Here is a 26,878-nt window from a genome sequence, read left to right on the forward strand (position 1 = left end):
CGCGAGACCGTTTACAGGAAGTCTTCGATGTGGTCTGCGACCTCGTCCGGGGTGTCGCCGACCGGGACGCCCGCGTCGTTGAGCGCCTGAATCTTCGACTCTGCTGTTCCAGCGCCGCCGCCGCCGGAGACGATTGCGCCGGCGTGGCCCATGCGCTTGCCCGGCGGTGCCGTACGACCGGCGATGAAGCCGGCTACCGGCGTGTCCATGTGCTCGCCGATGAAGCGGGCGGCCTCCTCCTCGTCTTCGCCGCCGATCTCACCGCACATCGCGACCGCCTTCGTGTCGGGGTCGTTCTCGAAGTGCTCCAGCGCGTCGACGAAGTCCGTCCCGATGATGGGGTCGCCGCCGATGCCGATGGCGGTGGTCTGACCGATACCGCGCTGCGTGAGATTATCGACGACCTGGTAGGTCAGGGTGCCGGAGCGGGAGACGAGCCCCACGTCACCGTCCGAGAAGATGTTGCCCGGCAGGATGCCGAGCTTCGCTTCGCCCGGCGTGATGATGCCCGGACAGTTCGGGCCGATGAGCTGCGTGTCGACCTCGCTGAGTCGCTTGTTCACCATGGCCATGTCCTGTTGCGGGATTCCCTCGGTGATGGCGACCACGAGGTCGACCGGCGAGTCGAGCGCCTCCATCACGGCGTCGGCCGCGAACGCCGGCGGGACGAAGACGACTGCCGCGTTGGCGTCCTCCTCGCGGGCCGCGCCGCGGACGGTGTCGTACACCGGGATGCCGTCGACTTCCTGTCCGCCCTTGCCGGGGACCGCGCCGGCGACGACGTTCGTGCCGTACGCCGTCATCTGGCCGGTGTGGAACTTCCCTTCACCGCCGGTGATGCCCTGTACCACTACGCGCGTATCGTCGTCGACTAGAATGCTCATTGTTCTTCCTCCGCGTACTCGACCGCTCGCTGGACGGCCGAATCCAGCGTCGATTCCACCGTCACGAGGTCGGTGTTGAGAATCTCCATCCCCTCCTCGGCGTTCGTGCCGGCGAGTCGGACGACCACCTTCTTCGGAATCTCGTCGAAGGATTCGAGCGCCTCGTTGATTCCCTTCGCCACCTCGTCGCCGCGGGTGATGCCGCCGAAGATGTTGAACACGACCGAATCGACGTTCTCGTCGGAAAAGACCATGTCCAGTGCGTTCGCGACGCGTTCCGCCTTCGCACCGCCGCCGATGTCGAGGAAGTTCGCCGGCGACCCCCCGTAGTAGTCCACGAGGTCGAGCGTCGTCATCACGAGTCCGGCACCGTTACCGATGATGCCGACGTTGCCCGACAGGCGGACGTAATCGAAGCCGTAGTCGTTGGCCTTGGCTTCGAGTTCGTCCCCTGCGGCCTCGTCTTCCATCTCGGCGAGGTCCGGGTGTCGGAACAGCGCGTCCTCGTCGATGTTCATCACGGCATCTGCACAGACGACCTCGTCGTCTGCCGTAATCATGACGGGGTTGACCTCGATTTCGGTCGCGTCCTTCTCGTCCCAGAGGTCATACAGCGTGGTGAGGACGTTCGCCACGTCCATCGCCACGTCCTTGTCGACGCCGGCCTCAAAGACGGCCTCCCGGGCCTGGTACGGCTGGATACCGAAGGCGGGGTCGATGTGGACCCGCTCGATAGCCTCGGGAGTCTCCTCGGCGACCTCCTCGATGTTGACGCCACCCTGCGTGGAGACCATCGCCACCGGTTTGCCGACGGTGCGGTCCATCGTCACACCGACGTACAGTTCGTTGACGAAGTCGACGGCGCTCTCGACGAGCACCTTGTCGACGTGGAGTCCCTTGAGGTCCATGCCGAGAATCGCGTCGGCGGCCTCTCGCGCCTCCTCGTCGTTGTCGACCAGCTTGATGCCGCCGGCCTTGCCGCGCCCGCCGACCTGTACCTGTGCCTTGACCGCGACCGGATAGCCGATGTCGTTGGCTGCGTCGACGACCTCGTCGGTCGTCTCTGCGAGCGTCGACTCCGGAACCGGGAGCCCAGCGTCGGCGAAGACGCCCTTCGCCTGATACTCGTGAAGTTTCATCTACCGAGCGAGGATTCTACCGACGCGGAGTTAGTAGTATCGAAACGCAAGTGAGAGGGCGTCGCGTGGGACCGCGTCTCAGTCGTCGCCCGTCGCGCCCGCGTCCGCGCCACCCTCGATGTGGACCAACTCCTCGACGGGCGGAATCTCCGCGGTCGTGTCGGTGATAATCTCGATGCGGCGGGCCACCTTCTCGCTGGCGTACTCGACGAGCGCGTTCGGGTCGATCCCGCCCTCGCCGCCGCCGGAGGCGTTCGGGTCCGGGCCGACGGCCTCGGCGACGAGCGGCAACAGGTCAGACAGCGTCTCGTTCACGATGTTCGGGTCGACGCCCGCCTCGACGAGGTCCTGTACCTCGTGCATCCCGAAGCCGACGTGGCGACCCTCGTCGCTCCGGATGTAGCTGATGCCCTCGACTAACCCTTCGAGGTGGAGGTTCCCCTCCGCGCCGAGGTCCGGACCCGATGGGGAGTACGCCGCCTGAATCCCGTAGTAGCCGGTCTGTGCGAGCACCGACTCCACGGCCAGATGGTAGTGGCAGTACGCCTCTACGAGCGCCTCGTCGGAGTCGTCTTCGAGGAGATTGTGCATCGCGGTCTCGGTGCGGTCGAACAGCTCCTCGTAGCCGTCGCGGAAGTAGCGCTCGTCCGTCGGCGCGGTCACCTCGAACCCCTTCGCCTCGGCGACGGGGTCGATGACATCTCGCCAGTAGCGGTCGAAGAAGGCGGTGTGCTTCGCCTCCTCGTAGATCTGCGTCGTCACGAACATCTGCTTCTCGATGCTGTCGAGCCGCATGCACAGCGGCGCGAGGTCCTCGGTGACGGCCTCCTCGCCGGCTCCGAAGGCGGCTAGCGTCCCGCGAAGCCCGTCGAACAGCGGCTCGGTGATTTCACTCTCGGTGAGTCGCTCGCGGTCCTGTTCGAGCAGCTCGTCGGCGATGTCCTCGTAGGGGTCCCAGTGTCGGTAGACGGCGTTGCGGAAGTACCCCGAGGCGAACGAGTCGGGGTCGAGACGGTGCGCCCGCGTGTTGTCGCTGTATCGGCTCATACCCCTGGGTTCGGGTACGTCATGATAATCATTGTGGAACTTGCTACCGATTCACAAGAGTTTCTGTCGCGCGCCGTTCCCGTCGGCTCTTCGGCCGCGTAGACCCTGCTCACAGACGGGCCTGTGGCATAATCTGTGGGTGGTCGGCGACGACGCCGTCGACGCCCCACGATTCGAGCGCGGCGGCGTCGTCCTGACAGCCGACGCCCCACGCGTTGACGCAGAATCCCTCGTTGTGTGCGGTGGCGACGAGCCAGCCGTCACACGTCTCGACCGTGGGATTCAGATACGAGCAGTCGGTCTCGCGGGCGAACTCCAAGCCGACCTCGGCGTCGCCGTCGAACCGGTAGGCGCGGGGCACCCCGGGCGCGATGCCGCGACACCCTTCGAGTTCGTGGGCGATACCCGACGAGACAGTGACGTGCACGTCGGCGCGGTCGGCGAGCCGGAGCACGTCGTGGGCCAGTCCAATCTCGTGGAGGTCGAGGGTGACGCCGACAGAGGCCGGCACGGCCTGGAGCATCGCGTCCAGCGTCGGAATCTGCTCCTTGCCGAGGACGGTCAACGACTGTAGCTCCGAGAGGGTGTGGCGACACACCGCTCCGGTGCCGTCGGTGACGCGGTCGACGGTCGGGTCGTGGATGGCAACGAGCTCGCCAGAGTCACACCGTCGCACGTCGATGGTGACTTCGTCTGCCCGGCGGCTTGCACGTTCGACGGCCGAGATCGTGTTCTCGGGGGCGGTCGCAGCGAATCCGCGGTGTGCGATGAGCCGCATCTTACCAGTGAGCACGTCCAGAGACGTAAATGGGTGTCGGAGAAATCGGTGGATTCGCGACCGCTCGAAACAGAATACACCGCAAACTAGTTTTGAGTTGCAGAAAAATCTATACGTATTCGCTGACACGCCGACGAACGCTTTTGCCCCGGTCGGCCGAACGGGACGTCATGCGCGCCGTCCGCTATCACGAGCACGGAGGACCAGAACAGCTAGCCGTCGAGGACGTTGAGCGACCCGAACCCGCCGCGGACGAACTCCTCGTCCGCGTCTCGACCGCCGGTGTCAATCCCGTCGATACCTACTTCCGGGAAGGGAGCTATCCGGTCCCGGAGCTGCCGTGGATTCCCGGCTCTGACGCCGTCGGCGAGGTTGTCTCGGTCGGCAGCGACGTGACCGACTACGAGACGGGCCAGCGCGTCTACGCGACCGGGCTCGGACGAACTACGCCGGGCGCGTGTGCAGAGTACGCGGCCGTCTCGACCGACCTCGCCGCGCCGCTCCCCGACGGCGTCGGCGACGCCGAGGCTGCGGCCCTCGCGCTGGTCGGTACGACCGCGTGGCAGGCGTTCGTCCACCACGGAGACATCACGCCCGGCGACGAGGTGCTCGTCCACGGGGCAAACGGCGGGGTCGGCCACGTCGCCGTGCAGCTGGCCCGCGCGATGGGCGCAGACGTGACGGCGACGGCGAAGCCGCCGTACCACGACGAGGTGGAGCGACTCGGCGCGTCGACGGTGTTGGATTACGCGCGCGGCGACCTCGCGAGTGCGCTCGCAGACGCGTGCGAGCCGTCGCTCGTCCTCGGGACCGTGGTCGACCGCACCATCGAGACTGACGCGGAGGTGCTCGCTCCCGGCGGGCGTATCGTCGCCATCGGCAACACGGAGCCGACGGTCGCGTTCCCGATGGGACCGGGGAAAGGGAAGGATATCCGACTCCAGGCGATGTCGATGTTCAACACGCCGGACACGAGCACAGTCCTGTCGCGGCTCGCCGGCATGGTGGCGCGAGGCGATATCGAGCCGGTCGTCGCGCGCGAGTACGCACTCGACGACATTGAGGACGCACACCGCGACGTGCTCGCCGAGTCGGTGCTCGGGAAACTCGTCGTCCGGCCCTAAGAAAAGTCGACGTAAGAGGTGTCCTCGCCGACGTTGTCCTTGCCGGGCGTGGGTGCCTCGTCCGCGACGGTCGCGGGGTCGGCCGGTTCGAGCGCGGCGATGGCGTAGTAGCTCGCGCCTTCGGGAATGTAGACGTTCAACCCCAGGTCGCGCTTCTCGCCGGGACCGACCTCGAACTCCCGGGACTCCACCTTCCAGATGGCGCGGTCGTACTCGTCGTAGAAGGCCAGTGACACCATCGCGTCCGAGCGCTCGCCGTTGTTGACGAGCTGTCCGTGGAGGGTCGCCTCGCCGGTCGCCTCCACGTCTGCCGTCTCGCCGTCGCGTTCGAGCCGACCGTTCGCGATGTGGAGGGTGCGCGACGACTCCCTCCGTGCGTGTCTGTAGTTCGCGAACCGGTTTTGAATCGTCTTGGCCCACATCTCGGCGTCGTCGTCGACGTATATCAACAGCGAGTCGATGAGATGCTCCAGCTCCTGAACCTGCGTCTCGCGGCTGTCGGGGTCACGTGCGGCCAGCTCGTCGAGCCCCTCGTGAATCTCGTCGATGTAGCCGTGTGCTTCGGCGTCGTCGGTCCGGTTCTCGACGCGGTCGAGCACCTCACCGAAGTCGATGATCGGCGGGAGTTGCCGCTGTGCACTCATACCCGAAAATAGGGACGCGCGCGCCAAATAGCTTACAGGCCAGTCGGCTCTCGGTCCCGGAAACCCTTTTTCGTCTCCCCTCACAGCACGGACAATGACAATGGACGACAAGCGGGACGAGCTCCGGGAGCGCAAGGAGGAAGCCCGCAAGGGCGGCGGACAAGAGCGTATCGACCGCCAGCACGAGAAGGGGAAGCTCACCGCGCGCGAACGCGTCGAGTATTTCCTCGACGACGGCACCTTCCAGGAGTTCGACATGCTCCGGGAACACCGCTCGAGTAACTTCGACATGGACGAGACGAAGATTCCGGGCGACGGTGTCGTCACCGGCTACGGCGACGTGGACGGCCGGAAGGTGTTCGTCTTCGCGCACGACTTCACGGTGTTTGGCGGCTCGCTGGGCGAGGTGTTCGCCCAGAAGGTGTGTAAGGTGATGGACCGCGCCATCGAGACGGGCGCACCCATCGTCGGCCTGAACGACTCCGCGGGCGCACGGATTCAGGAGGGAATCGACTCGCTTGCCGGCTATGCCGACATCTTCCACCGCAACCAGAAGGCCTCGGGGGTCGTGCCCCAACTGTCGGCCATCATGGGACCGTGTGCCGGTGGTGCGGTCTACTCGCCCGCCATCACCGATTTCATCCTGATGGTCGAGGAGACGAGCCACATGATGATCACCGGTCCAGACGTGATCGAGACGGTCACTGGCGAGGAGGTAACCTTCGAGGAGCTGGGCGGCGCGGGCGTCCACACCTCGGAGTCGGGGGTCGCCGACTTCGCCGCCATCGACGAAGAGGCCGGTCTCGACACGCTCCAGCGGCTCCTCTCGTATCTCCCGCAAAACAACATGGAAAATCCCCCCCGCGTCGAGCCGTGGGACGACCCGGACCGAGACGCCGACGTGACCGGCATCGTTCCCGACGAGCCACAGAAGCCGTACGACATGGTGGACGTCATCGAGGGGACGATGGACGAGGGGAGCTTCTTCGAGGTGGCGGAGGCGTACGCCCGGAACCTCGTCACCGGGTTCGCCCGACTCGACGGCCGCTCGGTCGGCATCGTCGCGAACCAGCCGCGATTTAACGCCGGGACGCTCGACATCCAGTCGTCCCAGAAGGGCGCGCGGTTCGTCCGCTTTTGTGACGCGTTCAACATCCCCATCGTGACGCTCGTGGACGTGCCCGGCTTCATGCCCGGCAAGGACCAGGAGCACGGCGGCATCATCAAACACGGCGCGAAACTGCTGTACGCGTTCTCCGAGGCGACCGTCCCGCTGATGACGGTCATCACGCGGAAGGCGTACGGCGGGGCCTACGACGTGATGGCCTCGAAGCATCTGGAGGCCGACGTGAACTACGCGTGGCCGACGGCCGAAATCGCCGTGATGGGACCACAGGGCGCGGTCAACATCCTCTATCGCGAGGAACTCGAAGATGCGACCGACGTGGAGGCGCGTCGCCAACAGCTCATCGACGAGTACCGCGATGCGTTCGCGAACCCGTACACGGCAGCCGAGCGCGGCTTCGTGGACGACGTGCTCGAACCCGAAGAGACCCGCCGCCGGCTCATTGCCGACCTGGAGATGCTCTCGGGCAAGCGCAAATCGAACCCCGACCGCAAACACGGTAACATCCCGCTGTGAACCCCGATTTCGTCCCCGAGTCAGCAGACGAGGAGGAGGCCGCCGCTATCGTCGCGGCCGTCTCTGCACACCTCGCCGCCGAGGAGAGCGAGGAAGAAGAATCGGTCGAGACGTGGGACGGCAAGCGGTGGGCATTCGCCGCCCGGACCGAGGCCGTCACCGGGCGCGCGGTGCGACCGAGCGACGGCACGCCCACGGACGCGTGGACCGCGGCCGGCCGTGGCGACCGCCTCTAGTCTCGAATCAGGTCAGCCGCCTTCTCCGCAATCGCGTACGTCGGCGCGTTCGTGTTCCCGCTCGTCAGCGTCGGCATCACGCTCGCGTCGACGACGCGTAGCCCCTCAACGCCGTGGACGGTGAGTTCGTCGTCCACGACGGCCATGCCGTCCTCGCCCATCTTGCAGGTGCCGACCGGGTGGTAGACCGTGTGGGCGTGTTCGCGGATCGACTCCAGAATCTCCTCGTCGGTCTGGGCGTCGGGACCCGGCGTGAGTTCGCGCTCGCTCAACTCGGCGAGCGGCCCCTCGGAGACGATGTCGCGAACGGCACGAATCCCGGCGACGAGCGTCTCGCGGTCGCGTTCCGTGGCGAGATAATTGGGGTCGATTTCGGGCGCAGTGAAACCGCTCGGGGAGTCGAGCCGGATTTCGCCGCGGCTCTCGGGGTTCACCTGCGTCACGGCGAGCGCGAAGGCGTTGTCGACCGGCGGCTCGGCGAAGCCGTGGTCGAAGAAGTAGCCCGGCCCGAAGTGGAACTGCACGTCCGGCTTCCCGTCGGCGTGTTCGGTGTGGATGAACCCGCCCGCCTCGGCGACGTTCGAGGTGAGCGGCCCGCGCTTGAGGAGGAACCACTTCGCGACGTTGCGGAGCCGTTCGGCGTTTTCCAGGGTGTCTGTCGTCGATGTCTCGAACGTCGTGGGGGCAAACAGGTGGTCCTGCAGATTCTGGCCGACGCCCGGCGAATCGTGAACGACCTCGATACCGTGGTCGGTGAGGTGGTCGGCCGGTCCGACACCCGACAGCATCAGGAGCTTCGGGCTGTCGATGGCTCCCGCCGAGAGCACGACCTCTTCGGTGGCGTCGGCGACGAGCCGACGGCCGTCGTGGTGGTACTCGACACCCGTCGCCTGCGTGCCGTCGAACCGGACGCGGCTCACCTGCGCTCTGGTCGTGGCAGTCAGGTTCGGGCGGTCGAGGACGGGCTTCAGATAGGCGTCGGCGGAACTGTGGCGCGCGCCGCCCTTCTGGGTGACGTGGTACTGGCCGACGCCGGCCTGCTGGCTCCCGTTGAAGTCGGGGTTGTGCTCATAGCCCGCTTCCACGGCCGACTGGACGAACGCCTCCGAGAGGGGACGCGGCGAGCGCACGTCCGTGACGTTGAGTTCGCCCTCGGTGCCGTGGTACGCGGCGTCGAGCCGGTCGCTGTCGGCGTGTTCACCGCGCTTGAAGTGCGGGAGCAGGTCGTCGTACCCCCAGCCGTCGTTGCCCGCCGCTGCCCACCCGTCGTAGTCGTCGGGATGACCGCGGATGTAGATCATCGCGTTGATAGAACTCGACCCGCCGAGCGTCCGGCCGCGGGGCCAGTAGAGCTCCCGGTCGTGAAGCGCCGACTGTGGCGTCGTCGTGTAATCCCAGTCGTACTCGCCCTTGAACAGGTCGGAGAAGCCGGCCGGAATTCGGATGTTCCGGTCGTCGTCTGGGCCACCGGCCTCGAGCAGCAGGACGGTCGTCTCGGGGTCGGCCGAGAGTCGGTTCGCGAGCAGACAGCCTGCGGAGCCAGCGCCGACGATGATGTAGTCGTAGGTCGCAGTTCGTGTTGGCATAGCTACGTCTGTGTAGCCGAGAGGATAGGCATTGTCCCGATGCGGCCGAGACGACGACAGATTGATGTGACGTGTCACACCACAGCGTGTATGCGCGCAGACGAGCCTCACCCCGACGTACAGCAGATTCTCGCAGCCGTCGAGGCGGCCGACACACAGCCTCTTGCGAAGTACGGCGACCCCGACGTTGCCCGCGAGGTCTCCGCCCGGATGCGGGCCGACGCCGACGGTCCCGACCTTGCGAGCGTCGAGAACCGTACTGTCCCGGGCCCGGACGGCGACATCGAGATTCGCATCTATCGGCCCGACACCGACGGTCCGGTGCCGACGGTCGCGTACTTCCACGGCGGCGGCTGGGTCATCGGCGACCTGGAGAGCCACGACCTCGTCTGCCGGCACCTCGCGCGCGAGTCGGGGTGTGTCGTCGTCGCGACCCACTACCGGCGCGCGCCGGAACACCCGTATCCGGCGGCGTTCGAGGACAGTTACGCCGTGCTCGAATGGCTCGCCACCAATCCAGACGAGACCGGCGGCGACGGCCGACTCGCGGTGGCTGGCGACAGTGCGGGCGGGAATCTGGCTGCCGCCGCCACCCTCCGTGCACGCGACGAGGACGGTCCCGACATCGACTACCAACTGCTCGTCTACCCGTCCGTCACGCAGACGACCGACTGGGACTCTCGCGAGCAGAACAAGGAGGGGTATTACCTGACTGAACCGGACATGGAGTGGTTCGGCGAGAGCTACTTCCACACCGCCACCGACGACGACCCGTACGCCCACCCGTTGCACGCCGACTCGCACGCCGACCTCCCGCCGGCGACCGTCGTCACGGCCGGCTTCGACCCGATTCGCGACGAGGGAATCGCCTACGCCGAGACGCTCGAAGACGCGGGCGTCGCCGTCGAACACCACCACTATCCGGAGATGATTCACGGCTTCTACAGCATGCTCGCCGGACAGGCGAACCTGGAGGCGGGCCACGACGCCATCGGAAAAAGTGGGGCGGACCTGCGGGCCGCCTTCGAGCTGTAACGACGCGGCGCTACTCGTCGGTCAGCTTGTACTTCTGAATCTTTCCAGACGCGGTTCGTGGTAGTTCGGCGACGAACTCCACCTCGCGTGGGTGTTTGTACGGCGCGATGTTGTCGAGCGAGAACTGCTGTATCTCGTCGGCCGTCATACCCGGATTCTCCGGGTCGCCGTTAGCGGGGACGACGAACGCCTTCACGGTCTCGTTGCGCCGTTCGTGGGGGATTCCCACGACGGCAGCCTCCCGAACCGACTCGTGTTCCGCGAGCAGGTTCTCCACCTCGCTCGGGTAGACGTTGTAGCCGGCCGTCACGATGACGTGTTTCTTCCTGTCGACGATTTCGTAGTATCCCTCCTCGTCGCGGCGACCGATGTCGCCGGTGCGGAAGAAGCCGGCGTCGGTGAACGCCTGCTCGTTCGCCTTCGGTCGGTTGTGGTACCCCTCCATCACCTGCGGGCCGCGGACAAGAATCTCTCCCGTCTCGCCCAGCGGTACCTCGTCGCCGTTGGAGTCGACGATACGGCAGTCGGTGTGACGAAGCGGTTGGCCGACGGTCCCGTGGCGCGGACCAAAGAGCGAGCCGACCTGCGTGTGAGTCGAGCCGGTCGTCTCGGTCAGTCCGTACCCTTCCTTGATGGCGACCTTGGCAGTCTCCTCGAAGGCGTCCTGCACCGCGCCCGTCAGCTTCGCGCCACCCTCCGAGGCGGTGACGAGCGACGAGAGGTCGTAATCGCCGAAGCTGTCGTCGTCGACCATGTCGGCGTACATGGCCGTGACGCCGATGAACGAGGAGATCTCCTCTCGTTCGATGGTTGCCATCGCCTCCTTGGCGTCCCAGTTGGCCGCACTCCGGATGTAGAGGGTGCCGCCGCGGGCGAGCGGCTGGAGCGCCGTGTGGACGAAGCCGGTGATGTGATACAGCGGCAGCCAGACGAGGCTGTTCTCCTCGTCGGGCGTGAGGTCGTCGGACCGGACGGCAATCGTCGTGAGCAGCTGTGCGCGGATGTTGTCGTGGGTGAGTCGGACCCCCTTCGGCTCGCCGGTCGTGCCGGAGGTGTACGGCAGCGAGGCGATGGCGTCACCGTCCACATCAACCGTGGTCGGCTCTCCGCGCACGTCGTCGAAGTGGGTGTCGCCCTCGGGAACGGCGTCGCGGTCACCCACCGTGATGACGGCGGGGTCGTTGTCGATTTCGGCGATCGCCTCGCCGAGATGCTCGCGCAGGGCGACGTGGGTGACGACGGCCGCGGCGTCCGTATCCGTGAGCTGGTGGACGAGCTCGCGCGAGCGATACTGCGGATTGACCGGCGAGACGGGAGAGCCGGCCCGGAAACAGCCCAGCGACGCGATGACGTACTGGGGACAGTTGGGGAGATACAGCATCACCGGCTCTGTTTCCGCAACGCTGAGCTCGCGGAGTCCGCCGGCGAAGGCGCTGCTGACTGCCTGTAGCTCCTCGTGTGTCACTTCCTCGCCGTGGGATTCGAGCGCGGGCGCGTCACCGCGAACGGTCGCCGTCTTGTCGTACATCCGAGCGACGTTGCCGCCGTGAATGGTGTCGCCGAAGGTGTCCAGATCGAGATGCATACCAGAGTAGCCTCTTGGGCCTATGGTAAATGTTGTCCATCGACACGAGGGACCGACAGAGTAAGGTGGACTCCGGGGGCAACCTCGTGCATGTTCGAGAAGGTACTCGTCGCGAACCGAGGCGAGATTGCGGTGCGCGTGATGCGCGCCTGCGAGGACCTCGGTATCGAGACGATGGCAGTGTACAGCGATGCCGACAAACACAGTGGCCACGTCCGATTTGCCGACGAGGCGTACAACGTTGGACCCGCCCGTGCCGCCGACTCGTATCTCGACCACGAGGCAGTCATCGAGGCCGCGAAGCAGGCCGGCGCCGACGCCATCCACCCCGGCTACGGCTTCCTCGCCGAGAACGCCGAGTTCGCCGGCAAGGTACAGGACACCGAGGGCGTCACCTGGGTCGGTCCCGCCGCCGACTCGATGGAGCAGTTGGGTGAGAAGACGAAGGCTCGCCAGCTGATGGACGCCGCCGACGTGCCGATCGTCCCCGGCACGACCGACCCCGTCACCGAGCCGGAGGAGGTCACCGAGTTCGGTGCGGAGTACGGCTACCCCGTCGCGATCAAGGCTGAAGGCGGTGGCGGCGGTCGCGGGATGAAGGTCGTCCGCAGCGCCGACGAGGCGGCCGACCAGCTCGAATCCGCCAAACGCGAGGGCGAGGCGTACTTCGACAACGACTCCGTGTATCTCGAACGGTATCTCGAGAATCCGCGCCACATCGAGGTACAGGTGCTCGCCGACGAGCACGGCAACGTCCGACACCTCGGCGAGCGCGACTGCTCGCTCCAGCGCCGCCACCAGAAGGTCATCGAGGAGGGACCGTCCGCCGCCCTCTCGGACGAGCTTCGCGAGCAGATCGGCGAGGCCGCACGCCGCGGTGTCGCCGACTCCGACTACGTCAACGCGGGCACCGTCGAGTTCCTCGTCGAGGAGGACCCCGACAGGGAGGCGAGCGAGGTGCTCGGTCCCGACACCGGCTTCTACTTCCTCGAGGTGAACACCCGGATTCAGGTCGAACACACCGTCACGGAGGAGCTGACGGGCATCGACATCGTGAAGTGGCAACTGTGGGTCGCCGACGGCGAGGAGATTAGCTTCTCACAGGAGTCCGTCGAACTGGAGGGTCACGCAATGGAGTTCCGTATCAACGCCGAGGACGCGACCGACGACTTCGCGCCCGCACAGGGCGGCTCGCTCGACGTGTACGACCCGCCGGGCGGCATCGGCGTCCGGATGGACGACGCGCTCCGGCAGGGTGACGACCTCGTCACCGACTACGACTCGATGGTCGCGAAGCTCATCGTCCACGGCGAGGACCGCGAGGAGTGTATCGCCCGCTCGAAGCGCGCGCTCCGCGAGTACGACCTCGAAGGCATCGTCACCATCGTCCCGTTCCACCTCGCGATGCTCGACGACGAGAAGTTCGTCGCCAGCACGCACACGACGAAGTATCTCGACGACCACATCGACCGCTCCGTCTTCGACGAGTATCAAGCGAAGTACGGCACCGAGGCGAGTGCGGGCGACGACGGGGACGGAGAGACCGTCACCCGCGAGTTCACCATCGAGGTGAACGGCAAGCGCTTCGACGTCGACCTCGAAGAGGAGGGAGTCCCGACACAACCGGCCTCGCGACCGGCCCCGTCGGGCGGTGACTCGGGCGGCTCCGACGACGGCTCCACCCGCGAGGAGCCGAGCGTCTCCGCCGACGGCGAGGTCGTCACCGCGGAGATGCAGGGCACCGTCATCGACATCGAAGTCGAGGAGGGCGACGAAGTGGCTGCGGGCGACGTGCTGCTCGTGCTCGAAGCGATGAAGATGGAAAACGACGTGGTCGCGGAGTTCGGCGGCACCGTCACCGAGGTCGCCGTCGAGGACGGCCAGTCCGTGAATCAGGGCGACGCGCTCGTCGTGCTGGACTGACTCGCGACTCCGTTCTCGCCGGACGCTCTTGAACCGGTACCCCCGGCTGTGTTGAGTACGAACCAAGCCACTCGCCCACACGACACGATCCATGTTTGTGTATACTTACTCGGAATATAGCGGCGAGGCTACGCACAACCACGGTACTTTTCTCCTGTCGCCGGAACACTCTGGTAATGACGCGGGAGCTCTCTGGGCCGCGCGAGAAGTGTGGCGTCGTCGGCGTGTCGCTCGCCGACCGCGCCGCAGCACGTCCCCTCTACTACGCACTGTACGCGCTCCAGCATCGCGGGCAGGAGTCGGCCGGCATCGTCACCCACGACGGCTTCCAACAGCACGACCACGTCGAGATGGGGCTGGTCGGAGACGCCTTCGATGAGTCGGACATCGACGGGTTGGCTGGCGATGTCGGTATCGGCCACGTCCGGTATCCCACGGCGGGGAGCGTCGACACCTCCTGTGCACAACCCTTCTCCGTCTCGTTTAAGTCCGGCTCGCTCGGCTTATCGCACAACGGGAACCTCGTCAACGCCGGCGAGATTCGCGACGAACTCGCGGGCGAGGGCCACGCGTTCACCTCAGACGGCGACACCGAGGTCATCGCACACGACCTCGCGCGGAACCTCCTCGAATCCGACCTCGTGCGCGCCGTCAAGCGGACGATGGAACGCATCCACGGCTCCTACGCGCTGACGATCACCCACGACGACACTGTGCTCGGGGTGCGCGACCCCGAGGGGAACCGCCCGCTGTGCATCGGGAAGCTGGACGACGGCTACATCCTCGCGAGCGAGTCGGCCGCTATCGACGTGCTCGACGGCGAACTCGTGCGCGACGTGCGCCCGGGCGAACTCGTCGTGCTCGACGACGGCGGGGGTGGCTTCGAGTCCTACCAGCTCGTCCAACAGGACCAGACGGCACACTGTTTTTTCGAGCACGTCTACTTCGCGCGCCCGGACTCGCGCATCGACGGCCAGCTCGTCTACGACGTGCGCCGCGAACTCGGCCGGAAGCTCTGGGAGGAGTCGGGCGTCGATTCGGACGTGGTGATGCCGGTGCCCGACTCCGGGCGGGCGTTCGCGTCGGGCTACGCCGAGGCCGCACAGGACGACGGCGCGGGCGTCGAGTTCGCCGAGGGGCTGATGAAGAACCGCTACGTCGGGCGCACGTTCATCATGCCGACACAGGACGTCCGCGAGCGCGCGGTCCGACTGAAGCTGAATCCGATTCGCGACGTGGTCGAGGGGAAGACGGTCACCGTCATCGATGACTCTATCGTCCGCGGAACCACGTCCCGGCAGTTAGTCGAACTACTGCGCGACGTGGGGGCCGAGGAGGTGAACTTCCGGGTCGGCGCGCCGGCCATCATCGCGCCCTGCTACATGGGTATCGACATGGCGACCCGCGAGGAACTCATCGCGGCCGACCGGTCGACCGAGGAGATCCGCGACGAAGTCGGGGCCGATTCCCTCTCGTATCTCTCAATCGACGCGGTCGCCGCCGCGCTCGACGCCAGCGACGTGGACCTCTGTCTCGGCTGTGTTACCGGCGAGTACCCGTACGATATCGATGGCGAGCCGACGGACCGCGACGTGGAGCGGCCGAACATCGGGACCGCGCTCGCCGACGACTGACTCGCCGCGCAGAACGTTTTAGGCACACGGAAAAAAGGCCGTGTATGCGCGCCCCCCGAGCACTCACGCTGCGACCGACCCGGCCATGAGCCGGTCGCTGTATCTGTTGGCCCTCTACATCACGGAACACGAGGGGTCGGCTCCCGTCTCGTCGGGAACCGTCGCGGAGCGGACCGACCGGACCGCCGGCACCGTGACCGAGGCGTTTCACGACCTCGCGGCGACGAAACTCGTCGAGTATGAACCCCACGAGGGTGCGGCGTTGACCGACGCGGGATACGACCGCGCACAGCAGCTTCACGAGACGTACGTCACGCTCTCGTGGTTCTTTCGAGACGTACTCGAACTGCCGGAGTACGAACAGGAAGCGATGGAGATGGCGGGTGCCGTCAGCCCCACCGTCGCACGACGACTCGCGGCGACGCTACTCGAGGAGCCGTCTCAAAACGGCGGCGAGTAGTCGGTGTACTCGTCCATCTCCTCCATCTCCTCGGTCTTGTCCGGCATGACTGCCGCGCGCGGACCGCTGGTCCGGCGCACGTTCACGGTCTCGATGTCGCTGACGTGGTCCGGTAGCCGTTCACGGATGGCTTTCATCGTCATCGGTGCAATCCCACAGCCCGAACAGGCCCCGCCGATGGCGACGGTGACCTCACCGGCCTCCTCGTCCACGTCTTCGATTTCGAAGTGACCGCCGTGGTCCTGAATCTGTGGGACGTTGCTCTGCAGGTAGTTCCGCGTCCGTCGTTCGAGGCTTTCAGCACTCATACACCCGTCAATACGCACGGATATGTAATAAATGTGCCTTGTTTGGCGGACCTAAAAATCGGCTACGCGGGCGTTTAGGGCGCTCTAAAGGAGATATTCTTTGGACGGCCAAATTTCCTCTCAGAATATGGACTGTTTTGGCCGGCCAAACTTTTCGACTCAGATTTCGGGTGTTTCGTGTTCGAACGTCTGGATTTCGACGGTGCGTCCGTCGGGGTCGGCGGCGAAAAACTGGTAGATGTCGTATTGGTCGTTGTAGTGTGGCTCCTCGCGAACCGCCTCGCCCAGTCGGTCGTGCATCGTCTCGACCGCTGTGCGCGTCTCGTAGACGAAGGTGAGGATACCCTCGGTTTCGGTCTCGTCGGCGTCACAGAAGCCGAACCGGAACCCCTCGTGGCTGAGAATCGTACAGCCGGGCTGTTCGAGCCACACCGAGGCGTCCACGCGATTGAGATACCACTCCACGAGCCGGTCGCGTCCGGTCGTCCCGAAGAAGACGATGCCTGCCATGTGCCGCGTTCGCCGGCGCGGCTGAAGAATCCTACCGACCGATGGTGCCCTGTCGCGTAACTTCGGCGTCGGGGTTGATGGTGAACGCGACGACGATACTCTCCTCGGTGGCGGCCGCCGAGAGCGAGCCGTCGCCGGTGTAGAGACCGCTCTCGGCCTCGGTGAACGTCTCGCCGCCCGCGTCGAGTTCTCCCTCGAAGACGTAGAAGTAGGTGTCACGACCCCCGGCCGTCGGAATCTCTACCGTCGCGCCCTCGCCGATGCGCGCGTCGTAGAGGTCGACCTCGTTGCGGACGAACAGCGGCGCGTCGGTCCCCTCCGGTCCGAACAGGTGTCGCCACTCGTTTTCCACGGGATCGGGAATCGGCTCGTGTTGGATGTTCGGCTCCATGTTCAGGGTGTGCGGGCGGACGAATATCTGGAGCATCCGGAGGGGCGGGTCCTCGGGGTTGGTGCGCTCCTCGTGCCAGAACTCGCGGCCGGCGTTCATCACCATCAGGTGGTCGCTGTCGGTGACGAGCACGTTGTCGTCGCCGTCGTCGTGGCGCATCACGCCCGCCGGCACCCACGAGATGATGTCCTCGTTGCGGTGTGGGTGCATCCCGATGAGCGTGTCCGGGTCCATGAACGATTCTACGACCGTCGAGAGCGGGCCGTAGCCGTGGTCCTCGTGGTCGGGGTGGTTCCGGCCGGGGAAGTTGAAGTGGATCCTGAATTTCCCCTGATTTTGCGTCACGTTCGTCCGCGTGGCCTTGTAGAGACCGGCGGCGGCTTCTCGGTCTGCTTCGGCGTCGAGACTCATGTCAACGGGGTACGCCACAGACGGATATACGTCCACCGTCGTCACCTGCCAACGTCAGTAGACGATGTACAAGAGCACGTAGACGACGTTCCCGAGGACGAAGGAGACGACCCACAACGCGGCAGCGACCCGTGCGACCTGCTTGTGCCGGGTGTCGAACACCTCCGTGATTGGGCGCGTCGCGGCCAGCAGAAACACGTAGTAGAGCAGCGGCACACAGACGACGGCGAGCAGGATGTGGACCGCGAGCAACGGCAGATACAGATACTGCTCGACGGCGGCCGGGCCGGGGAACGACGCCGGCCCCTGTATCGTCACCTTGTACAGATACAGGACGAGAAAGCCCGCAAACAAAAAAAGCGAGACGACCATGAGCCGGCGGTGGCGCTCGTAGTCGCCCCGACGGGAGGCCGTCACGCCGGCGACGATGGTTACGATAGCGAGCGTCGAGAGCACCGCGTTCACGTGGGGAATCGCGTCGAAGACGGCGTCGGGCGCGACCGGCAACAGCGCTCGGGGAATCGCACCCAGCGCTGCCCCGAAGACGAGCGCGAGCGAGACGACGCTGAGAACGGCGGTCCACTCTCTGACCCGACCGCGGACGACCCTCTGCATACCGGACAGTCGGAGCCGAGTAGCAAAAGCCGTGGCGCTCTCGTCGGGGGTGTCACTCCGCTAGCACAGGGGATTATACCGGCCGGTCTCGTCGTTCCGGTATGCCAAACCGGGGGATCTGTTAGAGAAGTTGGCGACGGAGTCGGGTGTGGGACTGCGAACCTGTCTGGAGTACCGTGAAGGGGCGATGAAGTTCCTCTACCGGCGTGAGGGTATCGACGGCGACGAGGCTCGCGACCGCGCACGCCGGCTTCAGGAGCTGTATCGCGCGGAGAGCAACCCCGCCGACAAGGGTGGACTCACCGGTCACGGAAGACTGCGTGGTTCGGTCCACTACTTCGAGGACCTCCTCGTGTTGACGCTGCCGGCAGACGACGACCCGACGTTCGGCTTCTCGGTCGGTCTCGACGTGGGCAGTGACCTCACGCAGTTCCTCGACAGCTGTCGAGAGACGCTGTTTGTGGAGTGAGCCGCCTGTACTAAAGAGTCGCGTCCGCGCTGCAGGACAACGCAGTCGCTCGTGAGTGTAGCGTCGATAGGATGATGCGTGGGTGCTGTCTCTGCGACGAGCACCCGCACTGTGGTGGCGGACGCCACCGGGCAGTGCGTGGGACCGGATTTGAACCGGCGGACCTCTACAGGACAGCGCCCTCAACGCTGCGCCGTTGGCCTAGCTTGGCTACCCACGCACGCTGTGTGCATTCCAGCGTACTGCGGTGGCATACAAAAGGAAAGCGATTCTCCCCGGCCGGGGGACGAGCGATTGAAGTAGCCGCTGTGAGTTATTAGACGGTATGGCGAAGTACTCGACGGGCGGTGTCGGCTCCGACGACGCCGACAGCTGTGAACTCTGCGGGAAGGAGGGCGTCTCGCTCACCGACGAGACCGTCGCTGGCGCGCGCCTGCAGGTCTGTAGTGACTGTTCACAACACGGGGAACAGGGCGGCAAGACACAACGCGAGACGGAGGGTCGCGACGAGGCCAGCCCCGGCGACGACACGACCGACCGCCGGCGCAAGGCAGCGCAAAACGCCGCGCGCATGGCCGACGCCAACGCCGTCGACTCCTCGCGCTGGGAGCAGGGCACCGACTACGAGGACGACCCGCTCCCGTATCTGGTGAGCGATTACGGCGACGTGATGTCCGAGGCGCGACAGGCCGCCGGTCTCCAGACGAGTGAGCTCGCGGGCGAACTCGGCGTCACCGAGGCCGACGTGCTCGCGGTCGAACAGGGCCGGGCGAATCGGGCGAACATTCCCGGGTCGCTCATCGAGGCCATCGAGGAACGGCTCAACGTCCAACTCTCCGACGAGTAGGTCGGTCGCGTCGAACGGGCAACTTTTGCGAGCACGCGACAAGGACAGGTATGGACCTCACCACGGAACAGCGCGCCATCCGCGACACCGTCCGGAAGTTCGCCCGCGAAGAGGTGCGCCCCACCGCTCAGGAGGCCGACGAGACTGAGACCTTCCCCGAGGACGTGTGGGACGGGCTCGCCGATATCGACCTGACCGCGCTCACCGTCCCCGAGGAGTACGGCGGGCTCGACGTCGACGGTCTCACCTACGCCGTCGTGAACGAGGAACTCGCCCACGGGCAGTTGGCGGTCGCGACCGCGCTTTCGGTCCACTGTCTCGCCACCTCCTGTCTGGCGACGTTCGGCGACGAGACGCAAAAAGAGCGATTCCTCCCCGAGATGGCCGACGGCCGTCCGGTGGGGTGTTTCGCACTCTCGGAGCCACACGCCGGCTCGAATCCGGCCGACATGAGCACGCAGGCCCGCCGCGAGGGTGACGAGTACGTCATCGACGGCGAGAAGCAGTGGATTACGAACGGGGAGCGTGGTGAGGTGGTCATCCTCTTCGCGAAGACCGACCGCGACGATTCCCGGAGCGTGACGCAGTTCGTCGTTCCCAAGTCGACCGACGGCGTCGCCGTCGGCAAGAAAGAAGAGAAGCTCGGCCTTCGCGGGTCGGACACGACGACCCTCTCGTTCGACGGTGCGCGCATCCCGGCCGAGTACCGACTCACCGAGGAGGGGCGCGGGCTGTCGGCGGCGCTCTCGATTCTGACCGGCGGGCGCGTCGGCATCGCCGCACAGGCCGTCGGCGTGGCACAGGCCGCCCTCGACGCGGCGCGGTCGTACGCGCAAGACCGCGAGCAGTTCGACGGACCGATCGCCGACATCCAGTCGATTCGCCACAAGCTCGCACAGATGCGCACCGACACACAGGCCGCCCGGCTGCTCACCCGCGACGCTGCCCGCAGGTTGGACGACGACGAGCCGCCGGCCGAGGCCGCCTCGATGGCGAAGCTGCGCGCCAGCGAGACGGCCGTCGACGTAGCAAACGAGGCCGTCCAGATCCACGGCGGCTACGGTTACACGACCGATTTCCCCGTCGAGCGGTTCTACCGGGACGCCAAGATCACGACCATCTACGAGGGCACCTCACAGATTCAGCGCACAGTCATCGCCCGGGAGCTGTTGGAGTGATGGCGGTCGTCTACGACCTCGACGGGACCGTCGTCGACCTCGCTGTCGACTGGGCCGCGGTGACTGACGACTGCGTTACGCTCCTCGACGAGCGGGGTGTCTCGTTCGCGTACGAGACACTCTGGGGCGTGTACGAACGCGCCCGCGAGACGGGACACCTCGACGCCGTCGAGGAGATTATCGCCGGACACGAACGTGAGGGTGCACGCGCGAGCGAGCGGCTCGCCTGTGCGGACCTGCTGGCGCGTGACGCGCCGGTCGCGGTCTGTTCGCTCAACAGCCAGCGCGCCTGCGAGATCGCCCTCGACACGCACGGGCTCGCCAACCACGCTCCCGTCGTCGTCGGGCGCGATTCCGTCTCGACCGAGAAGCCGGACCCAGAACCGCTCCGCGTGGCTATCGAGCGACTCGGCGTCGATCCCGAGACGGTCACCTTCGTCGGGGACGGCGAGCGCGACGAGGTGACGGCAGACCGCGCGGGCGTCGAGTTCGCGTACGTCGACGAGTGGCTGCACGCGTAGCTTACTCCTCGACGTTGCGGCGCGCGTAGACGTAGACGCACGTCGCCGTCACGAACCAGACGAGCGCGCCGACTCTGATTGCGAACTCCGCCCACGCGCCCCACGAAGACAGCTCGAAGAACAGCGAAGCGAGCGCGACGACGGGTGCACCGACGACGATGGTCGTGACGAAGGTGACCTGCATCACCCATCCGAAATCGACACCGTCGGTCTCGTACGTCTCAACGCGCTCTGGCACACCTCGGAAAAGACGGACGAGCAGGTAAGCGGTTTCGGTCTACTCTCCGCTGAAGTATGCGCTTCCGGAGCCGAAGAACGCCTCGTAGCCCGCCTCGTAGTCGTCGGTCGTCGTCAAGCCGGCGATGCGGTCGGCCTCGCGGTCCAACTGCTCGCCCAGCCCGTGGTCGAAACTCGTCTGGAGCAGGGCTTTGGTCTCGGCGTACGCCTGCGTCGGGCCGGCGGCGAGGGTCTCCGCCTCCGTCGCGAGTCGCTCGTCGAACTCACTGTCGGGCACCGTCTCCGTGACGAGTCCGAGCTCCTCGGCTTCTGACGCCCCGACCGGCTCGTTCCGGAGCGCGATGCGTTGGGCGTCACGAAGCCCGACCAGCCGCGGGAGGAAGTACGAGGAGCCGCCGTCCGCGGAGAGTCCGATAGCCGGATACGCGAACTGGAACCGCGCGCTCGTGGACATGATGACGATATCACCCACGAGCGCCGTGCCGATACCGCCACCGGCGACGACGCCGTTGACACCACAGACGACCGGCTTCGGCGCACCGGCGAGCGTCTCCACGAACTCGTGTAACGACGCTGCCAGCGACCCGATGGCCGGCTCGTCGCGCTCGTCACCCTCCAGCGTCGTCAGGTCCGCGCCGGTGTTGAAGACGCCGCCGACGCCAGTGAAGACGAGACACCGCACGTCGTCGTCGCTCGCCAACTCGACTGCGCCCTCGTGGAGCGCGGCTGCGCTTGCAGCGTCCATCGCGTTGTTCGCGCCCGGCCGGTCGAAGACGAGTCGGCCGACAGCTCCCTCGCGTTCGATACGCACTGAATCTGCCATACTCGCCCCTCTCGGGCCGGCGGGATAACTGTGGTGAGAGGTGAGGATGCAGGCGATTTAAGCCGCCCTGCGACTGTCTGCGTGTATGGACTACGACGTCGTCATCGTCGGCGGTGGCCCGGCCGGCTCCGCTGCCGGCCACGCCGCCGCACGCGAGGGCGCGAACGCGCTCGTCATCGAGAAAGGGGTGCCACGCGCCGACCGCGAGCAGCTCGGTCCCGACTCCACCGACGCCGCCGGCATCCTCGACTACTGGGTCGAACTGATGGACGTAGACGAGCCGATTCCCGACCGCGTCAAACACCGCGAACTCTCCGGTGCGGACTTCATCTCCCCGAACGAGTCGGTCGCGCTCAACTCGACTGGCATCGACAGCGACTACCCCAACTTCGGGTTCACCATGCACCGCGCCCGGTTCGACGACTGGCTCCGCGAGCGGAGCGAAACAGCCGGCGCAGAGTACCGGGTCGGCAACGGCGTCCGCGAGGTCGACACCCACCTGACGGGCGAGCCGTCCCACACCGTCACCCTCCGTGACGGCTCCGAGTACACGACGCGATATCTCGTCCTCGCTGACGGCCCACAGCGCACGATCACCGGGCAGGTGCTCGACCCCCTACTCCCGGGCGGCGAGTTCGACCGGATGGCAACCCAGCGCGCCAACCACATCGCCTACCAGGAGTACCGGGAGATTCCCGAGGAGCTGCTCGAACACGACCGCATCAAGTTCTGGTGGGGCCACATGCCCGGTCACACCGCCTACCCGTGGGTGTTCCCGAACGACGGCCAGGTCGCCCGCGTCGGCCTGACGATGCCCATCGGGATGGACATCGAAGACGTGCGCGAGCGAGACAGCTATCCCTTACTTTCCTCCGAGGACGACCGCATCCCGCAGGGTGGCACGTACATCGAGCGCCTGCTCGAGCACGTCTACCCGAACTACGACCTCGATGACTTCCCGATTGTCGAGGACCGGGGCAAGACGAACGGCACCGAGACGTACCCGATCTCCTCGACGCGGCCGATCGAGTCGCCGACGGCCGCGAACATCGCTGTCGCCGGCGGCGCGATGGGGACGACGAGCGCGTTCCACGAGGGCGGTGACCACGTCGCCGTCCGGACGGGTGCGATTGCTGGCCGCCTCGCCGCCCGGGGGACGCTGCGCGCGTACAACAACGAGTGGAACCACGCCATCGGCGACGAACTCCGGCGCAACGTCGCGATGGGTGACATCGTGGCCGACAACACGCCCGCCGACTGGGACCGCATCTTCCGGCTCGTCGACGCGGTGCTCCCCGAGGACGGCTTCTACGACAACCGCGACGTGCTCACCAACGGCGTGACGGGCGCGAAGCTGTTGGCCAGCTACAAGTGGGCGAAGTTCGGCCTCCGCGACCGCCGGTACGCCCAGATTTGCGAAGCGGAGTACGCCGTGTAAACTACCCCACCCTACTCGCTCACGGTTTCGCCGTTCGCTTCGTTGAGGGTGGGGCTTTCGCGTGGACTCCCGTTCTGGCCTTCATAGGCAGGCTCGTACTCGCCGTTCACGTTCAACATCCCGCGATTCAAGCGCACGTCTACGGGTGCGCCTCCGCCCGACGACGTTTGCGCCGCGCGGAGATACTTCAGACCGATGTTCTTCTGCTCAGGTAAATCCCGAGTACACCTCCCAACGGTGTTCCAAGTGCGGGACGACGCTCCGCGAGAACCGCCAGACGCAAGAGCGGTTCTGTTGCCAGAAGTGTGGCTACGAAGTGAACGCCGACTATAACACGGCGTGAAGATAGAACTCGCCGTCTCGGTAGTGCAGCTCTGCGCCCGTCACTTCGTAGTCGTCGTTGAATAGATACTCCGAGTGGGGTGTCTCGCGGCTCTCGTCAGGAAGAACGTACTCGGCAGTGATGCGTCCTTCAACGGTTGAGAGTGTGGCGTGGTCGTCGTTGAACGTCGCACACCGCTTGTCGTAGACAAGCGTCGGCGCGGAGAAGTTCGGCTTTCCCGCATAGTCACCGTGCTTCCAACGCGCGACGACGCCCTTCACCGCTTCGGCGGCCTTGTTGCGGGCGTTCTGGACGAGGTTCGCTTGGAGCCTCGTTTCGGCCCGCACGTCGTCGTAGGTTTCGCGTTGAAGTTCGGCTTTGCTCGTCGTCTTGTACTCGTCTTGCCACGCGTGGTCTACGACGTAGTTAGCGGCCCACAGGAACTCGGAGATGGTTTCGTGGAGAAGGTCGGCGTCGCTGTCGGCCACGTCGAGTTTGACGGGGACAGTGCGACGTACCTCCATCCGTACGTCAGATGTAGGCCACTGTCTTTATACTACTAACGGCTTGTGAGGGAGTCGGCCAGCCATCGAGCTTGGGGAGCGTAGTACCGGGTCGGTTTCCTCTCCGACCTACTCGCTCGCTACGCTCGCTCCCTGAGGTCGGAGGCTCCACCTTGCATTACGCTGAACAGCCCGAAACTGGTATCCGTCTCTGTATCCCAGTACGGACGCACGCCTTTAGTCCCCACCCAGAGGCCGCACCAGCGCGCGATGACGCGGTGGAGAACCCGGGCGTGCGACACGGGCCACGCCACGCGTGGCCGAACGCAGAGCCGGCGTGAGCCGGCGACAGGGACTGGCCCCACCTACAGGGGCGCGCCCCACACGAGGGTTAGCCAATCGACGCGGCACGCCGCCACGGGATGAGATTGGTCGTTAGTGTTTGGGGCGACATCACACTCGTGAACCGCCGGCTCGTGTTCCCGGTTGGGCTGAACAGGGGGAGTCAACTTCGGCGACCACGTACTGTTGCTGTGAGATGGTCCACCGACGAACACGGAGGAGAGCCGACTGCACAGCAGCTACTCCGGGCAATCACCGGTGGACCGAACGCGACGCTGGTCGTCGACTAGACGGAGACGATCCACTTCGCCGGCGGCGGCGTGGAGTCGCTGTTCGGCTACACCCCCGAGGAACTCATCGGTGAGTCGGTCGAACTGCTCGTCCCCGCGGAGTTCACCGACCAACACCACGCGGCGATGGCCCGCTATCTCGACACCGGGACGCGACACCTCGACTGGGACGGCGTCGGACTGGTCGCACAACACCGCGACGGCCACACCGTGCCGGTGGACGTGTCGCTGAGCGATACGGAAACGGAGTCGGGTCGCCTGCTCGCGGCGACGTTCCGCACGCAGTCGAGCCGCGAGAGCAGCGAGCGGTTCGATACGCACCGTGCCTTCTCGGCGTCCGTCTTTGAGAACGTCAACGACGCCGTCATCGTCGCCACCCCCGACGGTGAGGTGCTTGACGCGAATCCGGCGACGAGTGACCTACTGAGACGCGACTACGCCGACCTCGTCGCCACGCCGGTGTTCGAACTGCTCGGCGACGAGAACACCGAATTCGGGCTGGCGGTCCCGTTCGAGGACGGCGATTCGGCCGAGGTGACGGTCGAGCGGGGCGACGGCGACCGCGTCGTCCTCGACCTCTCGGTCGCCGATATCATGCACGAGGGAGAGACGGCGTATCTCCTCACGGGTCGTGATGTCACCGACCGCGTCGACCGCGAGGAGGAGCTGGCGAGACAAAACGAGCGGCTCGACCGATTCACCAGCATCGTGAGCCACGACCTCCGGAATCCGCTCTCCGTCGCACACGCCAACGCCCACCTCGTCGCCGACGACCGGACCGAGTACATCGACGACGTACTCGACGGGCTCCGCGACATGAGCGACCTCATCGACGACCTGCTCACGCTCGCGCGCAACGGTGAGATACTCCGGGAGCGCGAGCCGGTCACACTGGAGTCGGTCGCACGCGACGCGTGGGACTCGGTCGACCGCGAAGGGGACGTGACGCTCGAACTCGACGGCGACACCGTGGTTGAGGGTGACCCGGACCGCATCGAACAGGCGCTCGTGAACCTGTTCGCCAATGCCGTCACTCACGGCCGCGCCGACGCGACCGAGCCGCTCACCGTCACCGTCGGCACGACGGACGACGGCTTCTACGTCGCCGACGACGGCGTCGGCATCCCCGCCGAGAGCGCCGACAAGGTGTTCGAACACGGCCACACGACAGCTGAGCAGGGTACCGGCTACGGGCTTTCCATCGTCAGCGAGATTATCGGGGCTCACGGCTGGGGGATTTCGCTCGCCGACGCGGAGACAGGGACGCGCTTCGAGGTTCGGACCTAAACGGTCGCCTCGCTTGCCGGAACCGTCTCGATGAGCCGAGCGATCTCCTGTGGGAGCGACTGCTCGCCGGCGTCGGTCGCGACCGTCACCATCCCGAACGGAGCCACGCCGAGCACGTCGAGCCGTTCGCCCGGTTCGACGCCGGCGTCGGCGAGATACCGGAGCTCCTCGTCGCCCTGGTGACGGATGCGACGGACGATGAGCGTCTCCCCCTCGCTCGCGCCGTCGAGCCGGCGGGTCGAGTCGCTCTCGGGTAGTTCGAGCTCTCGGTTCGGAATCGGGTCGCCGTGGGGGTCGGCCTCGGGGTTCCCGAGCGCGGCCTCGATGCGGTCGGTCAGCTCCGCAGAGACGTGGTGTTCGAGCCGGTCCGCCTCGTCGTGCACGTCGGCCCAGTCGTAATCCAGCGTCTCCGTCAGGAACGACTCCAGCAGGCGGTGGTGTCGGAGGATTTCGAGGGCGACGACCTCCCCTTCGTCGGTGAGTCGGACGCCCTTGTACTTCTCGTGGTCTGCGAGCCCGCGCTCTTCGAGCTTCTGGAGCATGCTCGACACCGTCGGCGGTGTCACGTCGAGATACTCCGCGAGTGCGGAGGTGGCGACACGCTCGTCCGGCTCTTCGAGCGTGTATATCGCCTTGATGTAATCCTCCATGACCGCACTGAGCATACGC

The 26,878-nt window shown here is 66.1% G+C and carries 29 protein-coding genes, 1 tRNA gene and 1 pseudogene; 14 read left to right on the forward strand and 17 right to left on the reverse strand.

Annotated elements, in window-relative coordinates:
* Positions 1–11: 11 nt before the first annotated feature.
* The 4 genes from sucD to DMP03_RS02785 all read right to left on the reverse strand — a co-directional run bounded on the left by sucD (position 12) and on the right by DMP03_RS02785 (position 3,848).
* The gene (gene sucD, locus DMP03_RS02770) at positions 12–884 is read right to left on the reverse strand and encodes a succinate--CoA ligase subunit alpha (RefSeq protein WP_152119190.1); all 873 of its coding nucleotides are present in this window, start codon (positions 882–884) and stop codon (positions 12–14) included.
* The gene (gene sucC, locus DMP03_RS02775; protein WP_152119191.1) at positions 881–2,023 is read right to left on the reverse strand and encodes an ADP-forming succinate--CoA ligase subunit beta; all 1,143 of its coding nucleotides are present in this window, start codon (positions 2,021–2,023) and stop codon (positions 881–883) included. Before sucC ends, sucD begins: the two co-directional genes overlap by 4 nt.
* Before the next feature lie 78 nt (positions 2,024–2,101).
* Positions 2,102–3,070 (reverse strand): ribonucleoside-diphosphate reductase, encoded by a 969-nt coding sequence (locus DMP03_RS02780; protein WP_152119192.1) that lies wholly within the window; start codon positions 3,068–3,070, stop codon positions 2,102–2,104.
* A gap of 109 nt (positions 3,071–3,179) precedes the next feature.
* On the reverse strand, positions 3,180–3,848 hold the full coding sequence (locus DMP03_RS02785; protein ID WP_152119193.1) for a glycerophosphodiester phosphodiesterase: 669 nt from the start codon (positions 3,846–3,848) through the stop codon (positions 3,180–3,182).
* A 170-nt stretch (positions 3,849–4,018) separates the two neighbouring features.
* Between DMP03_RS02785 and DMP03_RS02790 the strand changes: the two genes are divergently transcribed.
* Entirely contained in the window at positions 4,019–4,972 is a 954-nt protein-coding gene (locus DMP03_RS02790) for a quinone oxidoreductase family protein (protein ID WP_152119194.1), read from the forward strand.
* Here the strand turns inward: DMP03_RS02790 and DMP03_RS02795 are convergent.
* Positions 4,969–5,616 carry a hypothetical protein gene (locus tag DMP03_RS02795; protein WP_152119195.1) on the reverse strand — a complete coding sequence of 216 codons (648 nt, stop codon included), beginning with the start codon at positions 5,614–5,616 and terminating at the stop codon, positions 4,969–4,971. The two genes, DMP03_RS02790 and DMP03_RS02795, sit on opposite strands and share 4 nt — an antisense overlap.
* Positions 5,617–5,710: 94 nt before the next feature.
* Between DMP03_RS02795 and DMP03_RS02800 the strand changes: the two genes are divergently transcribed.
* Together DMP03_RS02800 and DMP03_RS02805 are read left to right on the forward strand one after the other, a co-directional pair.
* A complete protein-coding gene (locus DMP03_RS02800; RefSeq protein ID WP_152119196.1) occupies positions 5,711–7,258 on the forward strand; it encodes an acyl-CoA carboxylase subunit beta in 1,548 nt (515 codons plus the stop codon).
* A complete protein-coding gene (locus DMP03_RS02805) occupies positions 7,255–7,494 on the forward strand; it encodes an acc operon protein (RefSeq protein WP_152119197.1) in 240 nt (79 codons plus the stop codon). Before DMP03_RS02800 ends, DMP03_RS02805 begins: the two co-directional genes overlap by 4 nt.
* Here the strand turns inward: DMP03_RS02805 and DMP03_RS02810 are convergent.
* Positions 7,491–9,080 (reverse strand): GMC family oxidoreductase, encoded by a 1,590-nt coding sequence (locus tag DMP03_RS02810; RefSeq protein WP_152119198.1) that lies wholly within the window; start codon positions 9,078–9,080, stop codon positions 7,491–7,493. The genes DMP03_RS02805 and DMP03_RS02810 overlap by 4 nt on opposite strands.
* A gap of 90 nt (positions 9,081–9,170) precedes the next feature.
* Between DMP03_RS02810 and DMP03_RS02815 the strand changes: the two genes are divergently transcribed.
* Positions 9,171–10,115 carry an alpha/beta hydrolase gene (locus tag DMP03_RS02815; RefSeq protein ID WP_152119199.1) on the forward strand — a complete coding sequence of 315 codons (945 nt, stop codon included), beginning with the start codon at positions 9,171–9,173 and terminating at the stop codon, positions 10,113–10,115.
* A gap of 10 nt (positions 10,116–10,125) precedes the next feature.
* On the opposite strand, the gene DMP03_RS02820 is transcribed toward DMP03_RS02815, so the two are convergent.
* Positions 10,126–11,700: a class I adenylate-forming enzyme family protein gene (locus DMP03_RS02820; protein ID WP_152119200.1), complete on the reverse strand. Its 1,575-nt coding sequence runs from the start codon at positions 11,698–11,700 to the stop codon at positions 10,126–10,128.
* A 90-nt stretch (positions 11,701–11,790) separates the two neighbouring features.
* Here DMP03_RS02820 and DMP03_RS02825 point away from each other — a divergent pair, with 90 nt between their 5' ends.
* The 3 genes from DMP03_RS02825 (at position 11,791) to DMP03_RS02835 (ending at position 15,717) form a co-directional block, all read left to right on the forward strand.
* Positions 11,791–13,623 carry an acetyl-CoA carboxylase biotin carboxylase subunit gene (locus DMP03_RS02825; RefSeq protein WP_152119201.1) on the forward strand — a complete coding sequence of 611 codons (1,833 nt, stop codon included), beginning with the start codon at positions 11,791–11,793 and terminating at the stop codon, positions 13,621–13,623.
* 176 nt (positions 13,624–13,799) lie between these two features.
* Positions 13,800–15,257: an amidophosphoribosyltransferase gene (gene purF, locus DMP03_RS02830; RefSeq protein WP_152119202.1), complete on the forward strand. Its 1,458-nt coding sequence runs from the start codon at positions 13,800–13,802 to the stop codon at positions 15,255–15,257.
* A gap of 85 nt (positions 15,258–15,342) precedes the next feature.
* Positions 15,343–15,717: a metal-dependent transcriptional regulator gene (locus tag DMP03_RS02835; protein WP_152119203.1), complete on the forward strand. Its 375-nt coding sequence runs from the start codon at positions 15,343–15,345 to the stop codon at positions 15,715–15,717.
* Here the strand turns inward: DMP03_RS02835 and DMP03_RS02840 are convergent.
* The 4 genes from DMP03_RS02840 to DMP03_RS02855 all read right to left on the reverse strand — a co-directional run bounded on the left by DMP03_RS02840 (position 15,699) and on the right by DMP03_RS02855 (position 17,952).
* Positions 15,699–16,025 carry a NifU family protein gene (locus tag DMP03_RS02840; RefSeq protein WP_152119204.1) on the reverse strand — a complete coding sequence of 109 codons (327 nt, stop codon included), beginning with the start codon at positions 16,023–16,025 and terminating at the stop codon, positions 15,699–15,701. The genes DMP03_RS02835 and DMP03_RS02840 overlap by 19 nt on opposite strands.
* A gap of 159 nt (positions 16,026–16,184) precedes the next feature.
* Positions 16,185–16,535 carry a VOC family protein gene (locus tag DMP03_RS02845; protein ID WP_152119205.1) on the reverse strand — a complete coding sequence of 117 codons (351 nt, stop codon included), beginning with the start codon at positions 16,533–16,535 and terminating at the stop codon, positions 16,185–16,187.
* A gap of 31 nt (positions 16,536–16,566) precedes the next feature.
* Positions 16,567–17,337 (reverse strand): pirin family protein, encoded by a 771-nt coding sequence (locus tag DMP03_RS02850; protein WP_152119206.1) that lies wholly within the window; start codon positions 17,335–17,337, stop codon positions 16,567–16,569.
* Positions 17,338–17,391: 54 nt separating this feature from the next.
* A complete protein-coding gene (locus DMP03_RS02855) occupies positions 17,392–17,952 on the reverse strand; it encodes a DUF420 domain-containing protein (RefSeq protein ID WP_152119207.1) in 561 nt (186 codons plus the stop codon).
* Positions 17,953–18,100: 148 nt separating this feature from the next.
* Between DMP03_RS02855 and DMP03_RS02860 the strand changes: the two genes are divergently transcribed.
* Positions 18,101–18,421, forward strand: coding sequence for a hypothetical protein (locus DMP03_RS02860; protein ID WP_152119208.1), 321 nt, complete (start codon positions 18,101–18,103; stop codon positions 18,419–18,421).
* 135 nt (positions 18,422–18,556) lie between these two features.
* On the opposite strand, the gene DMP03_RS02865 is transcribed toward DMP03_RS02860, so the two are convergent.
* Positions 18,557–18,641, reverse strand: a tRNA-Leu gene (locus DMP03_RS02865).
* A gap of 105 nt (positions 18,642–18,746) precedes the next feature.
* On the opposite strand from DMP03_RS02865, the gene DMP03_RS02870 reads away from it, so the two are divergent.
* Genes DMP03_RS02870 through DMP03_RS02880 form a run of 3 tightly spaced genes read left to right on the forward strand, consistent with a single transcriptional unit; the run spans position 18,747 to position 20,967 of the window.
* A complete protein-coding gene (locus DMP03_RS02870; RefSeq protein ID WP_152119209.1) occupies positions 18,747–19,268 on the forward strand; it encodes a helix-turn-helix domain-containing protein in 522 nt (173 codons plus the stop codon).
* Positions 19,269–19,318: 50 nt separating this feature from the next.
* A complete protein-coding gene (locus DMP03_RS02875) occupies positions 19,319–20,446 on the forward strand; it encodes an acyl-CoA dehydrogenase family protein (RefSeq protein WP_152119210.1) in 1,128 nt (375 codons plus the stop codon).
* Entirely contained in the window at positions 20,446–20,967 is a 522-nt protein-coding gene (locus DMP03_RS02880; protein ID WP_152119211.1) for an HAD family hydrolase, read from the forward strand. Before DMP03_RS02875 ends, DMP03_RS02880 begins: the two co-directional genes overlap by 1 nt.
* Before the next feature lies 1 nt (position 20,968).
* Here the strand turns inward: DMP03_RS02880 and DMP03_RS02885 are convergent, their stop codons facing one another.
* A complete protein-coding gene (locus tag DMP03_RS02885) occupies positions 20,969–21,205 on the reverse strand; it encodes a DUF5822 domain-containing protein (protein ID WP_152119212.1) in 237 nt (78 codons plus the stop codon).
* A gap of 39 nt (positions 21,206–21,244) precedes the next feature.
* Positions 21,245–22,027: an enoyl-CoA hydratase/isomerase family protein gene (locus DMP03_RS02890; protein ID WP_152119213.1), complete on the reverse strand. Its 783-nt coding sequence runs from the start codon at positions 22,025–22,027 to the stop codon at positions 21,245–21,247.
* An 85-nt stretch (positions 22,028–22,112) separates the two neighbouring features.
* Between DMP03_RS02890 and DMP03_RS02895 the strand changes: the two genes are divergently transcribed.
* On the forward strand, positions 22,113–23,465 hold the full coding sequence (locus DMP03_RS02895; protein WP_152119214.1) for an NAD(P)/FAD-dependent oxidoreductase: 1,353 nt from the start codon (positions 22,113–22,115) through the stop codon (positions 23,463–23,465).
* An 11-nt stretch (positions 23,466–23,476) separates the two neighbouring features.
* Here DMP03_RS02895 and DMP03_RS02900 read toward each other — a convergent pair whose 3' ends face one another.
* Complete coding sequence (locus DMP03_RS02900; protein WP_394349694.1) at positions 23,477–23,602, reverse strand: hypothetical protein; 126 nt, start codon at positions 23,600–23,602, stop codon at positions 23,477–23,479.
* Positions 23,603–23,673: 71 nt separating this feature from the next.
* Between DMP03_RS02900 and DMP03_RS02905 the strand changes: the two are divergent.
* Positions 23,674–23,805 (forward strand): annotated as a pseudogene (locus tag DMP03_RS02905) (zinc ribbon domain-containing protein); the annotation flags it as partial.
* Here DMP03_RS02905 and DMP03_RS02910 read toward each other — a convergent pair.
* Positions 23,793–24,311, reverse strand: coding sequence for a hypothetical protein (locus DMP03_RS02910; protein ID WP_394351024.1), 519 nt, complete (start codon positions 24,309–24,311; stop codon positions 23,793–23,795). The pseudogene DMP03_RS02905 and the gene DMP03_RS02910 sit on opposite strands and share 13 nt — an antisense overlap.
* A 641-nt stretch (positions 24,312–24,952) precedes the next feature.
* Here DMP03_RS02910 and DMP03_RS02915 point away from each other — a divergent pair.
* A complete protein-coding gene (locus DMP03_RS02915; RefSeq protein ID WP_152119215.1) occupies positions 24,953–26,209 on the forward strand; it encodes a sensor histidine kinase in 1,257 nt (418 codons plus the stop codon).
* Here DMP03_RS02915 and DMP03_RS02920 read toward each other — a convergent pair.
* Positions 26,206–26,874, reverse strand: a complete 669-nt coding sequence (locus DMP03_RS02920) for a metal-dependent transcriptional regulator (protein WP_152119216.1) — start codon at positions 26,872–26,874, stop codon at positions 26,206–26,208. The genes DMP03_RS02915 and DMP03_RS02920 overlap by 4 nt on opposite strands.
* Positions 26,875–26,878: the final 4 nt, after the last annotated feature.

The sequence above is a fragment of the Halosegnis rubeus genome, assembly GCF_009184545.1.
Lineage (GTDB): Archaea > Halobacteriota > Halobacteria > Halobacteriales > Haloarculaceae > Halosegnis > Halosegnis rubeus.

Bases quoted from the DNA above. Each gene is read 5' to 3' on its own strand.
- DMP03_RS02835 (WP_152119203.1), top strand. From the start codon at position 15,343: ATGAGCCGGTCGCTGTATCTGTTGGCCCTCTACATCACGGAACACGAG.
- DMP03_RS02825 (WP_152119201.1), top strand. From the start codon at position 11,791: ATGTTCGAGAAGGTACTCGTCGCGAACCGAGGCGAGATTGCGGTGCGC.
- sucC (WP_152119191.1), bottom strand. From the start codon at position 2,023: ATGAAACTTCACGAGTATCAGGCGAAGGGCGTCTTCGCCGACGCTGGG.
- DMP03_RS02870 (WP_152119209.1), top strand. From the start codon at position 18,747: ATGGCGAAGTACTCGACGGGCGGTGTCGGCTCCGACGACGCCGACAGC.
- DMP03_RS02920 (WP_152119216.1), bottom strand. From the start codon at position 26,874: ATGCTCAGTGCGGTCATGGAGGATTACATCAAGGCGATATACACGCTC.
- DMP03_RS02795 (WP_152119195.1), bottom strand. From the start codon at position 5,616: ATGAGTGCACAGCGGCAACTCCCGCCGATCATCGACTTCGGTGAGGTG.
- DMP03_RS02875 (WP_152119210.1), top strand. From the start codon at position 19,319: ATGGACCTCACCACGGAACAGCGCGCCATCCGCGACACCGTCCGGAAG.
- DMP03_RS02845 (WP_152119205.1), bottom strand. From the start codon at position 16,535: ATGGCAGGCATCGTCTTCTTCGGGACGACCGGACGCGACCGGCTCGTG.
- DMP03_RS02890 (WP_152119213.1), bottom strand. From the start codon at position 22,027: ATGGCAGATTCAGTGCGTATCGAACGCGAGGGAGCTGTCGGCCGACTC.
- DMP03_RS02840 (WP_152119204.1), bottom strand. From the start codon at position 16,025: ATGAGTGCTGAAAGCCTCGAACGACGGACGCGGAACTACCTGCAGAGC.
- DMP03_RS02855 (WP_152119207.1), bottom strand. From the start codon at position 17,952: ATGCAGAGGGTCGTCCGCGGTCGGGTCAGAGAGTGGACCGCCGTTCTC.
- DMP03_RS02910 (WP_394351024.1), bottom strand. From the start codon at position 24,311: ATGGAGGTACGTCGCACTGTCCCCGTCAAACTCGACGTGGCCGACAGC.
- DMP03_RS02850 (WP_152119206.1), bottom strand. From the start codon at position 17,337: ATGAGTCTCGACGCCGAAGCAGACCGAGAAGCCGCCGCCGGTCTCTAC.
- DMP03_RS02895 (WP_152119214.1), top strand. From the start codon at position 22,113: ATGGACTACGACGTCGTCATCGTCGGCGGTGGCCCGGCCGGCTCCGCT.
- purF (WP_152119202.1), top strand. From the start codon at position 13,800: ATGACGCGGGAGCTCTCTGGGCCGCGCGAGAAGTGTGGCGTCGTCGGC.
- DMP03_RS02820 (WP_152119200.1), bottom strand. From the start codon at position 11,700: ATGCATCTCGATCTGGACACCTTCGGCGACACCATTCACGGCGGCAAC.
- DMP03_RS02810 (WP_152119198.1), bottom strand. From the start codon at position 9,080: ATGCCAACACGAACTGCGACCTACGACTACATCATCGTCGGCGCTGGC.
- DMP03_RS02790 (WP_152119194.1), top strand. From the start codon at position 4,019: ATGCGCGCCGTCCGCTATCACGAGCACGGAGGACCAGAACAGCTAGCC.
- DMP03_RS02785 (WP_152119193.1), bottom strand. From the start codon at position 3,848: ATGCGGCTCATCGCACACCGCGGATTCGCTGCGACCGCCCCCGAGAAC.
- sucD (WP_152119190.1), bottom strand. From the start codon at position 884: ATGAGCATTCTAGTCGACGACGATACGCGCGTAGTGGTACAGGGCATC.
- DMP03_RS02780 (WP_152119192.1), bottom strand. From the start codon at position 3,070: ATGAGCCGATACAGCGACAACACGCGGGCGCACCGTCTCGACCCCGAC.
- DMP03_RS02815 (WP_152119199.1), top strand. From the start codon at position 9,171: ATGCGCGCAGACGAGCCTCACCCCGACGTACAGCAGATTCTCGCAGCC.
- DMP03_RS02800 (WP_152119196.1), top strand. From the start codon at position 5,711: ATGACAATGGACGACAAGCGGGACGAGCTCCGGGAGCGCAAGGAGGAA.
- DMP03_RS02880 (WP_152119211.1), top strand. From the start codon at position 20,446: ATGGCGGTCGTCTACGACCTCGACGGGACCGTCGTCGACCTCGCTGTC.